Annotated in this window: 14 protein-coding genes and 1 rRNA gene; 4 read left to right on the top strand and 11 right to left on the bottom strand. The window is 37.7% G+C overall.

Annotation, left to right across the window (positions count from 1 at the left end):
• Positions 1–5 precede the first annotated feature (5 nt).
• Both CRT24_RS18015 and CRT24_RS18010 read left to right on the top strand, forming a co-directional pair.
• A complete protein-coding gene (locus CRT24_RS18015; RefSeq protein WP_099372495.1) occupies positions 6–989 on the top strand; it encodes a YihY/virulence factor BrkB family protein in 984 nt (327 codons plus the stop codon).
• Positions 989–1,828: a DMT family transporter gene (locus CRT24_RS18010; protein ID WP_218962662.1), complete on the top strand. Its 840-nt coding sequence runs from the start codon at positions 989–991 to the stop codon at positions 1,826–1,828. The genes CRT24_RS18015 and CRT24_RS18010 overlap by 1 nt, the downstream gene beginning before the upstream one ends.
• Before the next feature lie 155 nt (positions 1,829–1,983).
• On the opposite strand, the gene CRT24_RS18005 is transcribed toward CRT24_RS18010, so the two are convergent.
• The 9 genes from CRT24_RS18005 to CRT24_RS17965 all read right to left on the bottom strand — a co-directional run bounded on the left by CRT24_RS18005 (position 1,984) and on the right by CRT24_RS17965 (position 13,259).
• A complete protein-coding gene (locus CRT24_RS18005; protein ID WP_099372494.1) occupies positions 1,984–4,692 on the bottom strand; it encodes a carboxypeptidase regulatory-like domain-containing protein in 2,709 nt (902 codons plus the stop codon).
• 79 nt (positions 4,693–4,771) lie between these two features.
• Complete coding sequence (gene cls / locus CRT24_RS18000; protein WP_099372493.1) at positions 4,772–6,241, bottom strand: cardiolipin synthase; 1,470 nt, start codon at positions 6,239–6,241, stop codon at positions 4,772–4,774.
• A gap of 85 nt (positions 6,242–6,326) precedes the next feature.
• A complete protein-coding gene (locus CRT24_RS17995) occupies positions 6,327–7,019 on the bottom strand; it encodes a sulfite exporter TauE/SafE family protein (RefSeq protein WP_099372492.1) in 693 nt (230 codons plus the stop codon).
• A 1-nt stretch (position 7,020) separates the two neighbouring features.
• Positions 7,021–7,446 carry a FixH family protein gene (locus tag CRT24_RS17990; protein ID WP_099372491.1) on the bottom strand — a complete coding sequence of 142 codons (426 nt, stop codon included), beginning with the start codon at positions 7,444–7,446 and terminating at the stop codon, positions 7,021–7,023.
• A 4-nt stretch (positions 7,447–7,450) separates the two neighbouring features.
• Entirely contained in the window at positions 7,451–8,851 is a 1,401-nt protein-coding gene (ccoG, locus tag CRT24_RS17985; protein WP_257214087.1) for a cytochrome c oxidase accessory protein CcoG, read from the bottom strand.
• Positions 8,852–8,861: 10 nt separating this feature from the next.
• Positions 8,862–9,776 (bottom strand): cbb3-type cytochrome c oxidase N-terminal domain-containing protein, encoded by a 915-nt coding sequence (locus tag CRT24_RS17980; protein WP_099372490.1) that lies wholly within the window; start codon positions 9,774–9,776, stop codon positions 8,862–8,864.
• The gene (locus tag CRT24_RS17975) at positions 9,773–9,970 is read right to left on the bottom strand and encodes a hypothetical protein (protein ID WP_099372489.1); all 198 of its coding nucleotides are present in this window, start codon (positions 9,968–9,970) and stop codon (positions 9,773–9,775) included. The genes CRT24_RS17980 and CRT24_RS17975 overlap by 4 nt, the downstream gene beginning before the upstream one ends.
• A 24-nt stretch (positions 9,971–9,994) precedes the next feature.
• Positions 9,995–12,142 carry a cytochrome-c oxidase, cbb3-type subunit I gene (gene ccoN / locus CRT24_RS17970; RefSeq protein ID WP_099372488.1) on the bottom strand — a complete coding sequence of 716 codons (2,148 nt, stop codon included), beginning with the start codon at positions 12,140–12,142 and terminating at the stop codon, positions 9,995–9,997.
• 391 nt (positions 12,143–12,533) lie between these two features.
• A complete protein-coding gene (locus CRT24_RS17965; protein ID WP_099372487.1) occupies positions 12,534–13,259 on the bottom strand; it encodes a lytic transglycosylase domain-containing protein in 726 nt (241 codons plus the stop codon).
• A gap of 599 nt (positions 13,260–13,858) precedes the next feature.
• Between CRT24_RS17965 and CRT24_RS17960 the strand changes: the two genes are divergently transcribed.
• Positions 13,859–15,295: a pseudouridine synthase gene (locus tag CRT24_RS17960; protein WP_099372486.1), complete on the top strand. Its 1,437-nt coding sequence runs from the start codon at positions 13,859–13,861 to the stop codon at positions 15,293–15,295.
• Positions 15,296–15,368: 73 nt separating this feature from the next.
• The gene (locus CRT24_RS17955) at positions 15,369–15,836 is read left to right on the top strand and encodes a nucleoside triphosphate pyrophosphohydrolase family protein (protein ID WP_099372485.1); all 468 of its coding nucleotides are present in this window, start codon (positions 15,369–15,371) and stop codon (positions 15,834–15,836) included.
• A gap of 47 nt (positions 15,837–15,883) precedes the next feature.
• Here the strand turns inward: CRT24_RS17955 and CRT24_RS17950 are convergent, their stop codons facing one another.
• Positions 15,884–16,846, bottom strand: coding sequence for a TIGR01212 family radical SAM protein (locus CRT24_RS17950; protein ID WP_099372634.1), 963 nt, complete (start codon positions 16,844–16,846; stop codon positions 15,884–15,886).
• A gap of 811 nt (positions 16,847–17,657) precedes the next feature.
• A 5S ribosomal RNA gene (rrf, locus tag CRT24_RS17945) occupies positions 17,658–17,769 on the bottom strand.
• Positions 17,770–17,868: the final 99 nt, after the last annotated feature.

The following is a 17,868-nucleotide window of genomic DNA, read 5'->3' as shown; positions in this document are numbered from 1 at the left end:
TACCTATGTTAAATACTGTTTGGACCAAGATTAAAGAATTCTGGCAACTTTTGATGAATGCAGGAAATGCATTCATCGACGACAATTGCATGAAATTGAGTGCGTCGCTAGCTTACTATACTGTATTCTCGATTGGTCCACTCCTATTAATTTTGACATGGGCTTTAGGTTTCTTCTACGGAAGTGCCTTAGATGGTAGCGAAGGCGCTAGAGAGCAAATAATTGATGAATTAAACGAACTTTTTGGAAAAGAGATAGCAGGACTATTGGAATCAACGGTTCACAACCTTTCCTTGGACAGTCGTTCTAATATTGGAATTATTGTAGGTGCTGCAACTTTAATGTTTACTTCAACTACTATTTTCGTAGATATACAAAACTCAATCAACACCATCTGGAAAGTAAAACCAAAACCGAAAAAAGGGTGGTTAAAATTAATCATCAATAGACTGGTATCATTCTCTATGATTTTAGGTTTGGTGTTTCTATTAATGGCTTCTCTGATTATTTCAAGTCTAATTGGAGTAATGACTAGCTATTTTAATCAGTTTATGGAAAATTGGGATATAAGCCTGATAGATTGGGTAAATACAGCTATTACATTTTTGGTGATATCTACCTTATTTGGAACCATTTATGCCTTTCTTCCTGACGCGAAAGTAAGATTTAAAGATATATTGGGAGGTGCATTCTTCACTTCCCTACTTTTTATGCTTGGTAAATATTTGATCTCTCTTTATTTATCTCAGAACATAACTGCGAGTTCATACGGAGCTGCTGGTTCTATTATTATCTTATTAGCTTGGGTCTACTACTCATCAGCAATCCTATACTTTGGTGCTGAATTCACAAAGGAATATGCAATTAAATACGGTAAAGGCATTCAGCCTGCATCGTTCGCAGTACTTGTAAAACAAACGGAACTGGAAATCGATCCAGAAACTGGAATTAGAGAGGTGGTGAAAAAACATAGTGACCCAGTTAAATAGTGGAAGAAAATAAAAGTATCCAATACATGTTATTGGCGGGCTTTTTTTTCGCCCTCATGAATGTATGTGTCAAATTTGTATCTCATCTTCCTACTTTAGAAGTGGTACTCTTCCGATCAGTAATCAGTCTAGTAGCATCGTATGTCATCCTAAAGAAAAAACATATTCCCATTTTAGGCAAAAACAAAAAACTGCTCATTGCAAGAGGGATTGCTGGTTGCCTAGGATTGATCGGAACATTCTATATCCTACAAAATATTCCTTTGGCCTCAGCGGTAACGATTAACTATACAGCGCCGTTGTTTACAGCAATTCTAGGAATATTTGTCGTCAAACAAAAGGTAAGACCAATTCAATTTGTTTTCTTTGGACTCGCTATCGCTGGCGTATTGATGTTAAAAGGATTTGATTATAGAATATCCAATTTTGATCTGACAGTAGGTCTTTTTGCCGCCATATTTTCAGCAATTGCATACAATATAATTGCCAAGATTAAAACTACAGAACATCCATTGGTAATCATCTTCTACTTCCCGTTGATTACGATACCATTTGTTGGGATATACTCTATTTTCAACTGGCAGATGCCACAAGGAATGGATTGGATCTACTTATTATTGGTAGGTATATTAACTCAATTGGCGCAATATTATATGACGCTCTCTTACCAAAGAGCAAATCTCTCAAAAGTAGCCAGTCTCACCTATTTAGGAGTGATCTATGCATTGGGATTTGGCTTTTTATTCTTTAATGAAACCTACAACCTCTACTCCTTAATAGGCATAGGGCTTATCATTATCGCCATTATCCTTAATATGACTGTCAAACCCTCAAAATAAAAATGGTCCCCAATCTTAATTGAGAACCATTCCAAAATCTTAACCAATAAACACAAACTAATTCATCAGGCATTAGCCCTTTATCTGTGCCAATTTTGTAATTTTTGACATTGTATTTGTCTTATGTCTTATGTCTTGTGTCTAATGTCTCATATCTACTTCACATTGTAATAATAGATCTGTCTACCCACATTTCCTTGCAGGTCATTACCTTCCACGACAACCTTATACTTCCCAACTCCATCAGCATTGAAGAATTCTAGGTTTACTTCACCTTTAGAATCCACGCGGACTTCAGGGTTCCAATAGATTGTTGTTCTATAATCATTCGTGTTTTTGGATTCAGGAGTTGTGTATTTTGGTTCATAGAACTTACGCTCCTTCACATAGCCCAACGGATAAAAATCGATAACATTTGATTTTGGCAACATTGCTTCAATTTGAGCCATGGTCATACGAGGTTGTTTTTTCTCTTTTTTGGTAATAATTGAAACCACCCCGTCATTTTGATATAGATTTCTTACGGTACCCAAGTCATCACGCATAAAGATTTCGATGGCTTCGATTTCAGCGACTTGAATCGAATTGATAGAAGGTTCATCGATAGGCATACCGTTCAGGAAGAATTGAACGGGAACCCTACTGCCTTGATTATAGTTCCTCGTGATATAATATTTTTGAGTATTCACATCGAATGTAATTCCGGTTAACATTGTATTTAAACACATGCTCAAAACATTACAGCCATTAAATCTACTACCTTCGATTCTGTGTTCAGGCATAGAAAGACCAGTTAGGGCAGAAAAATCCTTACTGGTTTGTTTTTTCTCAACGGAAGCAGTCACTACAACTTCTTCGATTAAATTATGCGTACGGAATTCTTTTTTGCTATTGTCCAGATAGGCTTGTAAATTCTCGTCAATATTTTGAATTGCAGCAGCTTTATTAGGATTATTAGGGTCAATCTCTGGAAACATAGTAGGATCCATAGTGATTACCAAACTCCTAAAATTGTCATTCCCTCTAGCGTTAAGAGTAGCTTTCAGGGAGTCTGTGAAGACTAAATTCTCAAAAGTATATCTTCCTGAATTGTCTGTATACGCATCCTTCTTAATTGCAGCGCCTGGAATATTCAGCAATAATCCACCATTTGGCTGTACACGACCTGTATTCTGACGCAATATACCTGTAATTGTTATTCCTTGCTCAGGCATGAATTTCACTTGAGGAAGTTTTGCCTGTACTAAGTCTTTATAATCAAATCTTCTAAAACCTTGTGTCATCATCAAAGCATCTAATGCTTCTATCCTATTTTCATTCTTAGGGTTAAAATAGTAATTAGGCTTTTCGATGTATCCTTTGAGGTCTGAAGCCACTAACATATTGCTGACAATACCTTTATCGTCATCATCATTATAAGGAACTTTAGACTCATCGATTACAGCAACAGAAAAATTCCCTGGCAGACTATCAACCTTGGTATCCAGATTTAATTTCATCTTAACCAAATCCTTACGTCCATAATCTGTTTTGTCGGTGGCCACCTGAATTCCAATCAATTCTTGTGGTTGAATATAAACTAATCTTTCTGAAACAGGTTGTCCATCAGGGGTCAATAAAGTCACTTGAAGTACACCATTAGGAAGCTCTTTCAAAGGTATCTTTACAGATACCGCATTACTCTTAATAGATGCTTGCGCTGCATAAATCAAATGACCATTAAGTTGCCCAAAAACGTAATAAGGTTTATTTTGAATGGTATTAAAATATTGGTCATTTGTAACCAAACCCACATTGATAAATTCATTGTCTTGAGAAACAGAAACAACATTTATTTTATTATCTACCACAGCAGGTAGATCAACCGTTTTCTCAACTCCGTTTTCAAAGTTAACTACAGCTTTATAAGTCTCACCTGAAGTAGGAAGTAATGTGAATGAGCCCATTCCCATACCCAGATCTTCAAATGCTATAATTTCTTTCTTTTTGCTGTCGATTATTTTTCCTTTCACTTTCATTCCTGAGCCACCTGATGCTACAGCTTTAAAAGCAACTTTTTTGTTCACTCCAGAAATAAGGTCACCACCTTCAGGAAAAAACTGAATATCCACGTCTTGGTAAGCATTGGTCAATGGATATTGGCCAACCAACATCTCTCCATTGTCTAATTGAACAACCAAACGACCAGTTTTAAACTTTTCTTTCTCTTTATGATTGAGGTTAATTGTTATCCTTCCTAAATCATCAGTCTCGGCCTTTCCTTTATCAAAAGCATCCCATCCATCATTCACTTCCCAGTTCAATTTCTTTCTTCCCAAGGCCTGGCCATCCTGCCCTCTGAATTGAATCGTAGCTTTTGTTCTGCTTCCTTCTTGTTGATAGTTGATATTTGCACCAAGCTTCTTATTAATAGCATCACCTATTGGAACAACTTTATTAAAGAAATAATCCATATCAAAGTTCATCATCCATTTGCTATATGCACGAAAGCGATAATTATCTTGTGCCCAGAATTGCGGATCAAGAACCAATTGACCCTTTCCAGCCCCTTCTTTCACCGGAACTCTAAGCGTTTGCATCAGGGAGTCTTTGCTATTGATTACATCCACGTAAACAATCTTACTGGGATCATAATTAAACAAATTGGTGTTGAGGTAAGCTTTGAACCAAAGTGTATCTCCTACGGCGTAATACGGTTTGTCAAAATGCAGGTGAACCTTCTCTACAGGATAAACTGTAAAGTATTTTTGGACATTATCAACAGCAGTATTAATTGGAATTGTAGGCTTCTCTTGTGCGTTAGCAGAAAAAAATAATGAGGTAAGTAGAACTAAAACTAAGAGTAAACGATTAATTAGATTCATCAATATTCAATTTTGAAAAAGCTAAATATATCGAATTTTTGCCGAACAAGGGTAGAGGTTAATTAAATTTAACAGATACCTATAGCAATGGTGCTAATAACCGACATAGCGAATCAAATCCCCTTTTCCAAGCTTTTCTCTTTTTCCAATCCTTGATGTTAATCTCTTCACAATTTCCCTTATCAATTTCAAATTGCTTTTCCATGTCAGCGCAGAAATCTTTATTGGATATAACTGCTGCAACTTCATAATTGATATAGAAACTCCGAAAATCAAGATTTACGGTGCCCACATAGGCAATCTTGCCATCTATAATGGAAGTTTTTGCGTGCAGAAATCCCTTTTCATATAAGAACACTTTTACTCCTCTTTCCAAAAGAGGTTTTAAGTAAGAATAAGTTGCATGCTGTACAAACCAAGAATCCCCCTCTTTAGGAATCATTAATTCGACTTCCACTCCTGCGGCGGCCGCAGTTTTCAAGGCTGTCGACAATTCCTCGGATGGAATAAAATAGGGTGTGCATAATTTAATGGTATGGCTTGCCTCACCAATACTGATCAATAAAGCTTCCATATTGAATGGCCCCAATGAGCCCGGATCACTCGAAGCCAAAGCGACTGCTGAAAGCTGATCAGTTACAACTGGAGTCTCACGTAAATATCCATCCGCTAAATTAAAGGACTTGCCTTCCGTTTGATTCCATTGATTCCAAAAACTAATCTGGAACATAACCCCCACATTACCAACAATCTTTACTGAGGTGTCACGCCAATATAAACCAAAATCATTCGGATTTTCATATCGGTCAGAAATGTTGATCCCACCGATAAAACAAACAAAACCGTCAATGACAGCAATTTTACGATGATTCCGATAATTACTGTTTGCCAATGAAGTAAAAGTTACAGGCAAAAAAGCTTGAAACTCAATCTTTGTGTCTTTATTCTTGCGCATGTACCGAACTAATTTCGGAGAGCCAAAACTATCTACAATCAATCTGACAATGATACCCTCGTTCGCTTTTTTCTCCAACAGATCCAATACTTTAGTTCCAATATTGTCTAAATCAAATATATAAAACTCCATATGGATCGAGTGCTTCGCAGATTCTAATGCCTCTAACAACGAAGGAAACATCTCCTCACCATTCACCAATAGGGTTACTTCATTATTTAAAGTAGGTGTTGACAATTTCTCATTCTTCAAGTACGAATACACACGCGATAAATCCCCAATTTTACTCTGAATGTTGCGGATAGACCATTGCATTAAAGGTTCCAATCGCTGAAACTCTTTCTTCAACCGTAAGGTCTGTTCATGATTGATCCTTTTAAGTTTCTTTACTTTAGAGAACTTTTGACCAAACAAATAATATAATATCAACCCCAAAAATGGAATAAAGACAATAACTAAGACCCAAGAAATAGTTTTGGTAGGATTTCTGTTTTCAATAAGGATTGTGATGGTGACACCAATGTACATAATTGTCATTGGGATCCATCCCCAAAGTTCCAAGAATTTAATAACTGGCTGAATGTATTCCTGCATAGTATTAAGTTATGTCTAATAACCAAAACAAGCTTGAATTGTTTTATTATTAAGCTTACAAATACAAGATAGGAAAGAAATTGAATTAAGCACAATTCATAGCACCTTCAACTTGCAATAAAGGGCTTAAATAAGGGATATCTAAATTTGCGCCTCGCAGGATAAACCATGCGCCCATCACCAAAAACAAAATAGGCAGAACGGTAGTGAATCCTTTTTTAAAGATCCTTTTAGGAAAATTTCCAGCAAAGGAGAATAGAAGTAATAAGGGTAAGGTTCCCAAACCAAAAAGCAGCATAAATACGAAACTGTTCGAAAGGGAGTCTGCATTTACTGCAGATGCTAATGCCATATATACCATACCACAAGGTAATATGCCATTCAATATTCCTGCAACAAAACTTCCACCTGGTCGGTAAAGCCATTTGCTCATAAAACGGGCAAAAGGTTGAATTGCTTTTGTTTGGATACTTGCTAATTTCGATGAACTTTTGCCGAACATATAAAAAAGCCCTATTCCAAACAAGATAATTCCAGTAACTAAACTAAATCCTTGTTGCCAGCCTTGGATGGAAGCGACATTTCCAATAAGTCCGAGCAGGAGACCCAAAAGCCCGTAGGTAAGGATTCTACCAAATTGGTAAAGTAATTTATTAAAAGTCGTTTTCCAGGTTATCTGCTGTCCAGCTTGGACGGCAAGCAATAGCGGTCCGCACATAACTGCGCAGTGAATACTGCCTAAAAGCCCCATAAAAAACGCCAAATAATGATATGTCATGTTATTGAATAAATACGGCGTGATCCGAAATATATGATTTGCTCGAATTCACCCAGTCAATCTCCAAATTCCAGTTCCCTTTCTTAAAGCTGCTTATTGGTAATTTAAATTGATTGCTATTCGTATAAAATGGTAATTGTTGATCTTGATTTTTATCGTCCAAACGTTTGAAATTCAAATTACCCTTGTTCACTGATGAAGAAAACTGAATTAGCAAAGTATCCTTTAACACTTGAATCCGTGGTTTTGCATGATCGTTCAATAGATTCTCTTTTTTATGGAAAGTTTCATCATAATTCAAACCTTTCTCGTAATAATCAGATTCCACCAAGGTATCCGAATCATGAGTGACCATATAAATGCCTGCTCCAATAATGAAAAGCATAAACGCTCCTAACCCAAAAACTATTTTATAACCCCAATTCATACATTTATTTTGCTGGAGGCGCTATAAAAGTCGTCTCCATAGTTTCAATTACCTTATCACCTGCTTTAATATCAATCTTAACATCAGTTTTATACTGCTTGATTGATTTTTTATCAGCAATCAAAAATATACTTAATTTCGCATTCCCTTCCCTATTCAAGTGAGAAATTGGGTTAACCACTTGGATTTTGATTCCCTCAGTTTCACTGACCAAGTCGAAATCAATGTCCTTACTGGTTTTATTGATAAGTTCTAAACTATATAAGTTAGAAACAGTACCATCATCCCGCATTTGGTAAGTACTACCTTTGGCACGTAATAACCTTCCATCTACATCTGAACGACTAAAGATCATAAAACCAAATATTGCCATCAATACAACCAATATTCCGGAATAAATAATAGCACGTGTATTTCTTTTTTTACCAAGTTTTTCTGTTTCTTTCCCTTCTGCCTCAGCTGGAGAATAAAATCCAATCAATCGTTTTGGTTTGTTTATTTTCTCCATAACAGCATCACATGCATCAATACAAGCGGTACAAGAAACACATTCCAATTGTATACCGTCACGGATATCAATACCAGTTGGACAAACATGAACACAGAGGTGACAATCTATACAGTCTCCTTTTTTATCATCTTGCACTCCTCTTTTTTGTTTTCCTCTAGGTTCGCCCCTTGCAACATTATAAGCCACTGTAACCGAATTCTCATCCAATAAAACTCCCTGAAGGCGTCCATAAGGGCAGATTTTGGTGCATACGATATCACGCACATAGGCAAAAACAAAATAAAAAACTAACGTAAAAACCAAGATTGAAATAAAACCTACAATATGTTGGTCAATCGGATCTGTTGCGATTTTATAAAGCGCATCAGCTCCTATGATATAGGCCAGAAAGAGGTTTGAAATAATAAATGAGATCAGTAAAAATATGGTATGCTTTAAAACTTTTTTCCAGGCTTTAGCATCCGTATCAGGACCTTCATTTAATTTTTTCTGCTGCATCCAATCCCCTTCAATCAAATATTCTATCCTTCGGAATATGAGTTCCATAAAAATAGTCTGCGGGCAAGTCCAGCCACACCAAACACGACCATAGACTGCGGTGAATAACACGATGCAGACCATGACGATCAGCATTCCGAATAGAAAAATATGGAAATCTTGAGGATAAAAGATATTTCCAAAGATGGAAAACTTCCTTTCAATGACATTGAACATCAAGAAAGGATTTCCATTGATTTTTAGGATAGGACCTAAAAAGAAGAATAGTAGTAAACCATACCCGACCACCTGTCGATAGTTATAGAGCTTGCCACTTGGTTTCTTGGCGTAGATCCATTTTCTTTTCGATTTATCAGGTTGATTTGGTTGTACGGATTCATTTACTACTATTCCCATGATTAATTAATTATTGATTTGCGGTACTATCTGCTGCAGCTTCTTCTACTACAGCTTCGCCAGCACCACCTTCACTTTCATATGCCACTATTTCTACTCCCTCTGCTCCTTTTGGATTTGCCGGTTTGGTATCCCTCATTGTTAAGATAAAATTACTTACCTCAGCAATTTGCGCCGGTGTCAGCGTTTGTTCCCATGGAACCATCCCCTTTTCAGGAACACCATATTTCACAGTTTTGAAGATATCTTTGATCTCACCTCCATGCAACCAAAAACGGTCAGTCAAGTTTGGACCAATAGTTCCTTCACCATTGGCACCGTGACATGCTGCACAGTTCGTAGCAAATAATGCCTTACCGTTTGCTGCCAAAGTACCGGTCTCATCGACTTCAATCGAATTTTCATCGAATAGGTTTGCTGACTGAGCTAAAAACTCTTGTTTTTCGATTTCAGCCTTTGCCATCTCACGTTCATATTCTTGATCTTGATTAAGGCCCCAACCGGTAACCTGATAGATCAATAAATAAACAACTGAAAACACGACAGTGGAATAGAATAAAGCGTTGAACCATACTGGAATCGGGTTGTTCAACTCCGAAATTCCATCATATTCATGCTCATCGATAATCAAGTCCTTTTCTTGTTCTATTGGCTTTAAGCCCATGAAATAATTCCATGATTTCTTCCAATAGTTCTTCCTTGCTACCTTCTTCTCGGCTGCTAATCGTTCTTCTTCCTTTACAACTTCAGGCATGGTCACTTTTAACATTGACCTCAAGGCCTTGTTAATTGTGATTGCTGCAACTAAAACCCCCAATAGGACAAAGAATACCGCCAGATAGAAGATATCATTATATAAGTTGCCTGTACCAATAGATAGTAGCGTTCCTGGTACAACATTGCTCATTATTAATACTAAATTCATATACGTTCAGATTCAGGTAAATTATCATTCTGTTTTTCAGATTCCTCAAAAGGTAAATCTTTCATGTAATCCACAAAGCTTTTTTTCATAGTAAAGATCATGATCCCTACCATAATAAAGAAGGTTAAGAAGATTAGCATTGAGATGATCAAATAGATCTCATCTCCATGTAAGTTTGTGATTTGCTTCCACATAGCTCTTTATTTTTTTGTGTTACATTAATTGTTTTCAGCCACTTGATTGGCATCCGCTGTTTTCGCCGGCTCAGCTTTGATATCTGTACCCAAACGTTGTAGATATGCAATCATGGCTACGATTTCTTTGTTAGGTTCTACCTGGACATCATTTGCGGCAAGGTCTTTAACAATCTCTTCAGCTTGTGCTTGTGCATCCTCTAAAGCATTGTTGACTTCTGCATCTGAATAAGGAACTCCCAAATTCTTCATCACCTTCATTTTTCCTGTCAGATATTTGTAACTGATATCCTGTTCTATCAACCAAGGATATGGTGGCATAATACTTCCTGGCGATGTAATCGTTGGGTCCAACATATGGTCAAAGTGCCATTTATGTGGATACTTTCCACCTATACGATGTAAATCAGGTCCTGTACGTTTTGATCCCCATAGGAATGGATGGTCATAAACGAACTCTCCAGCTTTACTATATTCTCCATAGCGTGCTGTCTCAGAACGGAAAGGACGGATAGTTTGAGAGTGACAGTTTACACAGCCCTCCCGGATATATAAATCACGGCCTGTTAGTTCTAATGCAGTGTACGGTTTAACAGATGCAATTTTAGGTACATTGTTGGCCACTGTAAATGTTGGAATCATTTCCACGATACCCCCGATTAAAATAGCGATCAGTGATAAAACCATGAAAAGGATAGGCTTACGCTCAAGACGACGGTGTGCTGATGGTTCTGAATGCTCAACTGGTTTCAATGCAGGTGCTTCCGCTGGTTCATTGGCAACCAATTTTCCAGTTTTAACCGTTTTGATCAAGTTATAAGTCATCAAAATTACACCTGAAAGGTATAATACTCCTCCCACCGCACGCATCATGTGCATAGGTAAGATTTCCAAAGTTGTAGCTAGGAAGTTAGGATATTTTAAGACACCTTCTGGAGTAAACTCTTTCCACATCAGTCCTTGTACCACTGCTGCCCAATACATTGGAATAGCATAGAATAAGATACCTAGAGTACCAATCCAAAAGTGGGTATTTGCTAATGTTTTTGAGTATAATTGAGTTTTATAGATTCTAGGGATTAACCAATATAGAATTGCAAAAGTCATGAATCCGTTCCAGCCCAATGCTCCTACGTGTACGTGAGCTACGATCCAGTCTGTAAAGTGTGCAATCGCGTTAACTTGTTTCAACGATAACATTGGACCTTCAAACGTAGCCATACCATAACAAGTCAAGGCAACTACCATAAACTTAAGAACAGGTTCTGTCCTAACTTTATCCCAAGCACCGCGCAAGGTCAATAGACCATTGATCATACCTCCCCAGCTTGGAGCAATCAACATAATTGAAAACACAACTCCTAGGGACTGTACCCAACTAGGTAGGGATGTATACAATAAGTGGTGTGGTCCTGCCCAGATATAGATAAAGATGAGGGACCAAAAGTGTAGGATACTTAATTTATAGGAATAAACAGGTCTGTTAGCCATCTTTGGCAAGAAGTAGTACATCATTCCCAAGAATGGTGTGGTTAAGAAGAATGCAACTGCATTGTGTCCATACCACCATTGTACTAGAGCATCTTGTACTCCTGAATAAACGTAATAACTCTTCCATAATCCAACTGGCATTTGGATGGAGTTAACAATGTGCAATACAGCAACAGTAACGAAAGTAGCAATGTAAAACCATACGGCAACATACATGTGTCTTTCTCTACGTTTGATGATTGTACCGAACATGTTAATTCCAAAAACTACCCAGATGATAGTTATGGCTAAGTCGATTGGCCATTCCATTTCCGCATATTCATGTGAAGTGGTTAGACCTAATGGAAGGGTAATTGCGGAGGCGACAATAATTAATTGCCATCCCCAAAAATGGATCTTACTAAGTAAATCGCTAAACATCCTGGCCTTTAGGACACGCTGCATGGAATAATACGCTCCCATAAAAATGGCGTTTCCTACGAAGGCAAAGATTACTGCATTGGTGTGTAATGGTCGAATACGTCCGAATGTTGAGTATTGAAGTCCAAAGTTCATCTCTGGCCAAACCAACTGTAAGGCTGCAATTAGCCCGACAGTCATTCCGATGATCCCCCAAATTACAGTTGCGATTCCAAAATCTCTGACAATCTTGTTGTCATAATTAAATTGCTCTACCTGCATTATTCTTATATATTAAGTTAACGATTCAAAATTACCAGTCTACCCATGACATTCTAATGATAATGGGAAGCAAGAAAAGGTGATATAAATCACATTTTTCACTTTATATTAATTCCGCTAAAACGTATAACTACTTAGAAGGTTAGTGCAATGAAATTTAGGCTCTTCATTTTTGATGTATTTCTAGGATTTAAATCCTAGATATTTTGGAAAAAATAGTTACGGCAAATAGCCACCTTCTCCCATCTCCAACATAACGGTTAATTTAGATTAACAACAAAATATGAAAATTGATTTGATTTTTTAATAAAGAATGAAATCTTTATTAAATAAAAAAGGAAACCGTTTGGTTTCCTGATTTGGTATTGTTCTTATTATTGCGTTTTTGATTTTATATGGTTTCCAAAACAGTTTTCATTGAAATTATTTTGTAAACATATGCTGCAGTTTCAGAATTGAGTTTTAAGTCGTAATAACTATCTTTCTTCTGTCTTTTCAGCGACCCTCTCAAACTTCCCCCGCCTACGTTGTAAGCTGCTGCTGCAAGTGTCCAGTCTCCGAATTCATCATGTAATGATTTTAGATACTTTGCTGCGGCATGGGTTGATTTTACAAGGTCCAAACGCTCATCCACACTACCGTTCACTTTCAATCCATATAAGCGTGCAGTTGCTGGCATAAATTGCCAATAACCTCCAGCTCCCCTATGGGAAGTTGTTTTTGGATTCAAACTGCTTTCAACTACAGCAATGTATTTGAAATCTTCTGGAACCCCATAACTTTTAAGGATTTTTGCAATGCGGGGAAGTAATTTATCCGCCTTTCTGTGAATCTGATGTGAGGGCTTTTTTAGATAAGCAAACCTACTCAGGTACTTGTCTAGTTTTTTCTGTACAGTAACTTTTTCCAATGGAATCTCAGTTTCTGCAAAAGAGATGTGACCGTAGGGATCAGCCTCTTTCTTGGCTGCCATAACTTCTGCTACGTTAGCCTTCATCGAGTGGTCCAACGCCTTTCTAAAAGGATCAGCCGACTCTGGTTGGGGATTCGAGTACAAGTTTGACATGAACATCATCATCAAAAGTGCACTGCTACATAATACTCTTTTTTTAACCATTCATTCCCTTACTGCTACCCTATCCACGGAACTTGTGAAAACCGATCAAAAAGTAGCTTGGTGAAAAATCAAGCTCCAAAAGTACAGTATATTATAATAAGAGACAAATAATAGTATTAATCAAGAAAGTTAATTAAAGTTAAAACCTAACGTTTTCAGCGTTAATGATACTTTAAACTAAGATTTATAAAAACTGGATAAATTGTAACAAAAACCTAGACAATCAGCTGGTTTGTGATTCATGATTAACATAAATTATCCTAATTATAGGTTTTATATTTTAATTATTGACAATTCTGTAAATATTACCAGAATCTTGAGGCAAGGTTAGAGAAACTTTTAAAATGACCATGCTTTAAAATTGAAATCACCGCTAAACCAAATCCATCGCTATAGTAAGTTCTTCATACTGTCAAAATGTAATCTCAAACAACCAAATCAATTAACTATTTAAAAATTAGATTTTTACCTATTTTATTGCTTTACATCCAATTTGCATTTACCCTTTGTCTTTGAATTATAATATTTATCAAACAATAAATATATAATTACAATTGACTGATTATTTTAACTATCTTTGTGGCTCATTTTTTCGAATTATGCCATTCAATAGCAAAAGGAACAGTCGAGACGACAACTCCAGAAAACCACGAAGCAACTCAGACGGCTTCAAAAACAACAAAAAGGATGACAAGTTCTCATCCTTCGACTCTTCGAGAACTAATAAATCAGACAAATTTAATCGTGACTCTAATTCCGACAAACGTAGTTTTGACAAAGACTCCAAATTCGGTAGAGATGCAAAGTTCAATAAGGACTCTAAATTTGCCAGAGATTCTAAATTCGGAAGAGACTCAAGACCTGATAGAGATTCTAAATTCGGAAGAGACTCAAGACCGGACAGAGATTCCAAATTCGGTAGAGATTCAAGACCGGACAGAGATTCCAAATTCGGAAGAGACTCAAGACCGGACAGAGATTCCAAATTCGGAAGAGATTCAAGACCGGACAGAGATTCTAAATTCGGAAGAGATTCAAGACCGGACAGAGATTCCAAATTCGGAAGAGACTCAAGACCGGATAGAGATTCCAAATTCGGAAGAGACTCAAGACCGGACAGAGATTCTAAATTCAAAAAAGACGGAAAATTTGAGAAATCATATAACTCAGATCGTCAGTACAAAAAATTTGATGGTAAAGGCAAGGACTTTGGAAACAAACGTTCCGACCGTAGCTATGATGGCAAATCTGACCGTGACTTCCGCAAGGACAACAATAGAAAACCTAAACAAGAAAGAAGTTTTGAACCTGAAGATGATGGTTTGATCCGCTTGAACCGTTATATTTCAAACTCAGGAATCTGTTCACGCAGAAAAGCTGATGAATTGATCGAAGCAGGTGTAATTTCTGTGAATGGTGTAGTTGTTACAGAATTAGGTACTAAAGTTGATCCTGCAAAGGATGAAATCAGATACAACGACGAACGTCTGAAACGTGAGAAAATGGTTTATGTTCTTTTGAACAAACCTAAGGATTATATCACAACGACAGACGATCCACAAGAACGCAAAACAGTAATGCAACTTGTATCTAAAGCAACCAAAGAAAGGATTTATCCTGTTGGTCGCTTAGATAGAAATACAACTGGTCTCCTTTTACTTACCAATGATGGAAATTTGGCTGAAAAATTATCTCATCCGAGAAACAATATCAGCAAGATCTACCAAGTAGAATTGAACAGAAACTTAACGCAAGGCGATTTCAACAAAATCCAATTTGGTGTTGAACTTGAAGATGGATTCATCAAACCAGATGACCTAAGCTTTGTTGTAGGCGCTTCAAAAAAAGAAATCGGTATACAGATCCACAGCGGAAAAAATAGGGTCGTAAGACGTATTTTTGAATCCCTTGGGTATGAGGTTGAAAAATTGGACCGTGTTGTCTATGCCAATCTAACAAAAAAAGACTTACCTCGAGGACGTTGGAGATATCTTGAAGAAAAAGAAATCATTCAATTAAAGCATTTAATGAAATAGTATACAAGGCGCAATAAAATGCGCCTTTTTTATATCCTCCTACTTTCGTATTTTTAACAAAATTACTTTTGATATGACAGACCCAAAATGTTTAACGTCGGTTGCAGATTTTCATAAAACATTTCAGCACCCGATTTTAGATCAACCTACTATTCCATCCGATGCTCGTTGTAAACTGAGAGTTTCTTTGATTGCTGAAGAACTCAAAGAATTACAGGAAGCAATTGAAGATAAAGACCTAGTAGAAATCGCTGACGCTCTTTGTGATATCCAGTATGTTCTTTCTGGGGCAATCCTGGAATTTGGATTGGCGGATAAATTCAACGACCTATTCAATGAAGTACAACGATCAAATATGAGCAAAGCTTGCAATAACGAACAAGAAGCCATAGAAACGCAAAAACATTACCTAGAAAAAGGTGTAGAATCTTACTACAAGGAAATTGATGGGAAATTTTTAGTGTTCAGAAAAGGTGACGATAAAACTTTAAAATCAATCTATTACTCTCCTGCAGATTTAAAATCTATTGTAGAAAAATAGATAAAATATTACTCAAACAAAAAGGATGGCTCTAAACCATCCTTTTTTTATATTGTTATATCTTCCACCTGATAAGCTGATCCTTGCTTCACGCCCCTCTCTTCCAGTCCTTTGTCAATTTTAGTTTGGATACCTGATTTGGGCAAATTCCAATTTGGAGCTATCAGGAGTTCTTTGTCAGCTATCCCAAATACACGTTGGATAATAATATCCGGTCTCAACAAGGGAATAAATTTCGACAGAAACTCGGTATACTCTTCCAAGGAAAATAAATGAAAAGGCTCTCGTTTATATTTTACACCCATGATCGATCCCTCGACAATATGTAAATGGTGGAGTTTCACAAACTTAATCTTTGGATGCTTATTGATTTCCTCTGCATATTTCAACATCATTTCCTCAGTTTCCCATGGAAACCCAAAAATAGTATGAACGCAAAGATCCAAAGAAGTATTCTCCAACATCTTCATAATAGAGATAAACTCATCATGTGAACAGCCTCTATTTATTCTTTCCAATGTTTCGTTGTAAATGGATTCCATACCCATCTCCAAGTCAACATCAAATCGATCTGTATAACTCTCCAGTAGCGCAATTTTTTCAAAATCAAGACAATCAGGACGTGTACCAACTGACAAACCCAATGTATGTTCAGGACAGATGCTCAATGCCTCATCGTACATCATTTTCAATAAATGGGTAGGCGCATAAGTATTGGTATTGGGCTGGAAATAAATAATAAATTTCTCAGCACCATAACTGTTTCTGGCACGTTCGATACCATTTTCTACCTGCTCGCGAATCGATGGGATCTTGCGTGCGGTATCAGGCGTAAAAGAATCTACATTACAATAAGTACATCCACCATATCCCTTGCTACCATCACGGTTAGGGCAAGTAAAATTACCATCTACGATAACTTTAAACACCTTCTGACCGTTGTATTTTTCCTTCAAATAAGCCCCATAGTGGTTATAAGGCTTAATTCCATTATCTAATTGTGTACCCATTGTAGATGCAAAGATAAAAAAAGTATTTTGTAGTTGAGGGGATATCGATAGACAATAGACATAAGACAATAGACAATAGACATAAGACAATAGACAATAGACAATAGACAATAGACATAAGACATAAGACAACAGACATTAGACAGCCATAGGGAACTAACTCCGATAGGGTGTAACTAAAGGCGGCCTGTCGTACGGGATCGACTCCCATGGAAGGGTGTAGGTTAACCGCCATGGTTGGTGTCCCCACCAACCATCATCTGGCACGTGTCTAGCACTAGTCCTATTTGCTGCCAGGTTAGGTGAATTAACTGTGCCAACCGACACAATTCGTATTGCCATTCCATGGCAGGGTGGCGTTACTTTTGGTGCGCAAAAGTAACCAAAAACGCCCGCTCATTTAAGATGGCCTGTCGCACGGGTCCGACGCACATGGAAAGGATGCCTTGTTGCCGAGGATGCCGTTCTCTCAATTATCTCTTTGGAGGAGATAATTGACCAAAAGCATCCAAGGGCAAGGCCGACGCACAATGGCCGCGGCACCCTGTCCATCCTGCCGCCACTGGAAATGAGCGGATCCCGGCTGTGGATATCGTGACGGTATTACTGAAGACTGGATCGATGGATCTGAATGGCCCGACGCCATGGTCGGTGTCCCCACCGACCATCATCTGGAATGTGTGCGCCGCCTGCCCTTCGGCTCCGCTCGGGGACCGAAGGCGGCCGCCGGTCCCGGGACATGGGCACCCTTTGGGAACGCCATAAAACAGGAAAGCCCGATGTCCTCATGGACAACGGGCTTCCGTATAAAATTAGGCACCGACCTACTCTCCCACCTGTTACGGCAATACCATCGGCTCTGGCGGGCTTAACTTCTCTGTTCGGAATGGGAAGAGGTGGACACCGCCGATATAGGCACCTGAATACCTTTTTGACAGACATTGCTCTGTCATTGACATGTTATTGGAAGAAAGGAGTTTTAAAAAGAGAGAGGACAACAGACTATCCGCATTGGAAAGCTT

It is taken from the genome of Sphingobacterium sp. 1.A.5, assembly GCF_002734235.1.
Classification (GTDB): Bacteria; Bacteroidota; Bacteroidia; order Sphingobacteriales; family Sphingobacteriaceae; genus Sphingobacterium; species Sphingobacterium daejeonense.
Note: the sequence above shows the minus strand (reverse complement) of the source record. Positions and strands in the feature narration are given on the sequence as shown.